The organism is Stenotrophomonas capsici, from assembly GCF_034961085.1.
Taxonomy (GTDB): domain Bacteria; phylum Pseudomonadota; class Gammaproteobacteria; order Xanthomonadales; family Xanthomonadaceae; genus Stenotrophomonas; species Stenotrophomonas capsici.
This window is the reverse complement of the sequence record NZ_JAYFUH010000117.1, coordinates 1-3,436: the sequence shown is the minus strand read 5'-3', so window position 1 is coordinate 3,436 and position 3,436 is coordinate 1. Positions and strand designations below refer to the sequence as shown.

4 protein-coding genes and 1 pseudogene are annotated in these 3,436 nt (G+C 69.0%); 4 read left to right on the top strand and 1 reads right to left on the bottom strand.

Going from position 1 to position 3,436, the window contains the following annotated elements:
- Positions 1-1,405: DNA recombination protein RmuC (locus VA603_RS09440; protein ID WP_323438644.1), on the bottom strand; the 1,405-nt coding region annotated here is incomplete at its 3' end.
- An 80-nt stretch (positions 1,406-1,485) separates the two neighbouring features.
- Here VA603_RS09440 and VA603_RS09435 point away from each other — a divergent pair.
- The 4 genes and pseudogenes from VA603_RS09435 to VA603_RS09420 form a co-directional block, all read left to right on the top strand.
- The gene (locus VA603_RS09435) at positions 1,486-2,043 is read left to right on the top strand and encodes a nucleoside 2-deoxyribosyltransferase domain-containing protein (RefSeq protein WP_323438643.1); all 558 of its coding nucleotides are present in this window, start codon (positions 1,486-1,488) and stop codon (positions 2,041-2,043) included.
- Between the two features lie 3 nt (positions 2,044-2,046).
- Positions 2,047-2,670, top strand: coding sequence for a leucine efflux protein LeuE (gene leuE, locus VA603_RS09430; RefSeq protein WP_132864075.1), 624 nt, complete (start codon positions 2,047-2,049; stop codon positions 2,668-2,670).
- 58 nt (positions 2,671-2,728) lie between these two features.
- Entirely contained in the window at positions 2,729-3,085 is a 357-nt protein-coding gene (locus tag VA603_RS09425) for a DUF488 domain-containing protein (RefSeq protein WP_132864074.1), read from the top strand.
- 152 nt (positions 3,086-3,237) lie between these two features.
- A pseudogene (locus tag VA603_RS09420) lies at positions 3,238-3,436 on the top strand (amino acid permease); the annotation flags it as partial.

The window sequence follows — 3,436 nt, the reverse complement described above, 5'->3', positions numbered from 1 at the left end:
CGCCCAGGCTCTTGCCGACCGTGTTGATCTGCTTCTCGGCCTTCTCCAGGATGCCGGCGAACTTGCCGAACTCGCCCTTGACCGCGCCCAGCAGGCTCCACACTTCGGAAGAACGCTGCTCGATGGCCAGCGTGCGGAAGCCCATCTGCAGGCTGTTGAGCAGCGCGGTGACCGTGGTCGGGCCGGCGATCACCACGCGATGCTCGCGCTGCAGCGCGTCGACCAGGCCCGGCCGGCGGATGGTTTCGGCATACAGGCCTTCGGTCGGCAGGAACATCACCGCGAAGTCGGTGGTGTGCGGCGGCACGATGTACTTCTCGCTGATCGACCTGGCCTGCACGCGGATGGCCCGTTCGAGCTGGTTGCCGCTGCCGCGTACCGCCTCCAGGTCACCGGCTTCCTGCGCATCGAGCAGGCGTTCGTAGTCCTCGCGCGGGAACTTGGAGTCGATCGGCAGCCATACCGGCGCCTGGTCGTCGCCGCGCCCGGGCAGGCGCACCGCGAAGTCGACCATCTCGCCGCTGTCCGGGCGCACCTTCACCCCGCGCGCGTATTGCTCGGCGGTCAGGGTCTGCTCCAGGATGTTGTCCAGCTGCACTTCACCCCAGCCGCCGCGGTTCTTGACGTTGCTCAGCACGCGCTTGAGGTCGCCCACGCCGGTGGCCAGCTGCTGCATCTCGCCGAGCCCGCGCTGCACCTGCTCCAGCCGCTCGGAGACCAGCTTGAAGGACGAATCCAGACGCGTGTTGAGCGTGCTCTGCAACTTCTCGTCCACGGTCTGCCGCATCTGCTCGAGCCGGGTGGCGTTGTCGCCCTGCAGGTCCTTCAGGCGCGCTTCCAGCGTCTGCCGCATCTCGTTGATGCCGGTCTCGTTGCGCTGGGTCAGCTCGACCAGCCGCTGGCCGAGCAGTTCACCGAAGCGCTGCTGCAGCTGCACGCCCTCCTCGCGGCCCTTGCGGGTGTCTTCGACCAGCGCCTGCTGCAGGCCGGCCAGCTGGCGCGCGAACACGTCCATGCGCCCCTGCTGCTGTTGGCCGAAGGCATCAAGCTGGTCGCGTACTTCCTGCAGGCGCGCGCCGAGCAGCTGCGCCAGCTGCTGCTGCAGCACGTTGTTTTCCTCGCGGCCCTTGCGTGCGTCGTCGTTGAGGCTGTCGCGCAGCAGGTCCAGGCGCTGGTCGGTGCGGGTGGACAGGTCGGTGAGGTTGCGGCCGAAGCCGTCCATGCGCGCGTCCTGCTGGCGGGTCATCGCCTCCAGCTGCTCGCGCAGTTCGCCGCGGCCGACGCGTTGCTCCTCGCGCAGCGCATTCTCCAGCGTGGCATTGTCGGCGCGGCGGAACAGCAGCACCAGCTGCAGCACGAGGACGACCAGCACCAGGGCCGCCAGGATCAGGGTTTCGGTTTGCATGCGTGCAAGTGTAGCCCCGTCGATCTCACCGCCTGCGCCGCATCTGCGATCATGTAGGCCCCCTGCACCACCCATTTCCCATGAAGCCGTCGCTTTCCCTGCTGCTCGGCCTGGCCTGCCTGGCGCCCTTGCCGGTACCGGCCGCGCCCTCGCAGACCGTCACCTCCCCCCACGCACTGCCCACCCACGACACCCGTCCCAAGGTGTTCCTGGCCGGCAGCATCGAGATGGGCAAGGCCGGCGACTGGCAGCAGCAGGTGCAGCAGGCACTGGCCGACGAAGGCGTGCTGATGCTCAACCCGCGCCGCGCCGACTGGAACCCGGCCTGGCGCCCGGAAGCGGATGAACCCGAGTTCCGCCGCCAGGTGGAATGGGAGCTGGCCGCGCTGGAACAGGCCGACATCGTGCTGATGTACTTCACGCCGGGCACGCAGAGCCCGATCACGCTGCTGGAGTTCGGGCTGTACGCGCGCTCGGGCAAGCTGCTGGTCGCCGCACCGGCCGGCTTCTGGCGCAAGGGCAACCTGGACATCACCGGTGACCGCTACGGCGTGCCGCGCCATGACGACCTGCCGGCGCTGATCACCGCGGTGAAGCAGCGCCTGGCCGCACAGCGCGCGGCCCAGCCCGGGACCTGAGCCATGCCGTGGATGGGCATCAACGACGTCGGCACCTTCATGGTGGCGGTGATCCTGTTCCTGATGCTGCCCGGCCCGGGCACCTTCACCCTGCTCACCGCCACCGCGCGCGGCGGCGTGCGCGCCGGCTACGCGACGCTGGGCGGGTTGATGCTGGGCGACCAGATCCTGATCGCCATCGCCGCCACCGGCGTGGCCGCGTTGCTGCAGGCACACCCGGCGCTGTTCGCCGGCCTGCGCTACCTCGGTGCGGGTTACCTGATCTGGGTAGGCGTGCAGCTGCTGCGTGAACCGGCCGCCGGCAGCAACGGCAGCGACGCGGTCCAGCACGGCCGGCGCTGGTTCCGGCAGGCCTTGCTGGTCGGCGTGCTCAACCCCAAGGCCATCCTGTTCTACATGGCCTTCTTCCCGCTGTTCATCGACCCGGCCCGACAACGTGGCGCGCTGACCCTGGCGACCATGGCGGTACTGATCGCCGTGCTGAGCATCGGCTGGTGCTCGGTGCTGATCTTCGGCGGGCAGTTCATCGCCCGGCGCCTGGCCGGGTATCCACGGGTCGGGGTCTGGCTGCGCCGCGCGGTCGGCGTGTGCCTGATGGTGTTCGGCGTGCGGCTGGGCCTGGAATAGGAGCCGCTGCGCCAGAGCGGTACGATCGGCCGACAACCCAGGCTGTGCGAGGCGGGCAATGAAGATCTCCTGCAAACGGGCCTATGAGGCCGCCAGCGCCGACGACGGCCAGCGCTTCCTGGTCGATCGCCTGTGGCCGCGCGGCGTCAGCCGCGAGAAGCTGCAGGCCACCTGGCTGAAGGACGTGGCCCCGAGCACCGCATTGCGCCAGTGGTTCGACCACCAGCCCGAGCGCTGGGAGGCGTTCGAGCACCGTTATGCCGCGGAACTGGCCGGTTCCCCGCAACACCTGAAACCGCTGCGCGACGCCCTCGACGCCGGCCCGGTCACGCTGGTCTACGGCGCGCGCGACACCCGGTACAACCAGGCCGTGGCGCTGCGGGATTACCTGCTCGCCCACCCTCGCCATTCATGATCAGCGCGCGACCCCGGTTTTGTGCCGGTTCCGGCAGCGATGCCAATGGCAATCGCCAAAGCCCGCTGAAGCCGCGCATCTTTCTGGCTTTGCTGCACTGCATTCGGCGACACTCGCCGACTTCCTGAATCACCACGAACCGTGAGGTCCGCATGCAGTCCTGGCTCCGGCGCAAGCCCATCGACCAGCTCACCGAACACGAAGAAGGCCGCCGCCTGATCCCCTCGCTGAGCTGGCCCCACCTGGTCGCACTGGGCATTGGCGCCATCGTCGGTACCGGCATCTACACGCTGATCGGCGTGGGCGCGGACAAGGCCGGCCCCGCGGTGCTGCTGTCCTTCATCATCGCCG

Bases quoted from the DNA above. Each gene is read 5' to 3' on its own strand.
- VA603_RS09435 (WP_323438643.1), top strand. From the start codon at position 1,486: ATGAAGCCGTCGCTTTCCCTGCTGCTCGGCCTGGCCTGCCTGGCGCCC.
- VA603_RS09425 (WP_132864074.1), top strand. From the start codon at position 2,729: ATGAAGATCTCCTGCAAACGGGCCTATGAGGCCGCCAGCGCCGACGAC.
- leuE (WP_132864075.1), top strand. From the start codon at position 2,047: ATGCCGTGGATGGGCATCAACGACGTCGGCACCTTCATGGTGGCGGTG.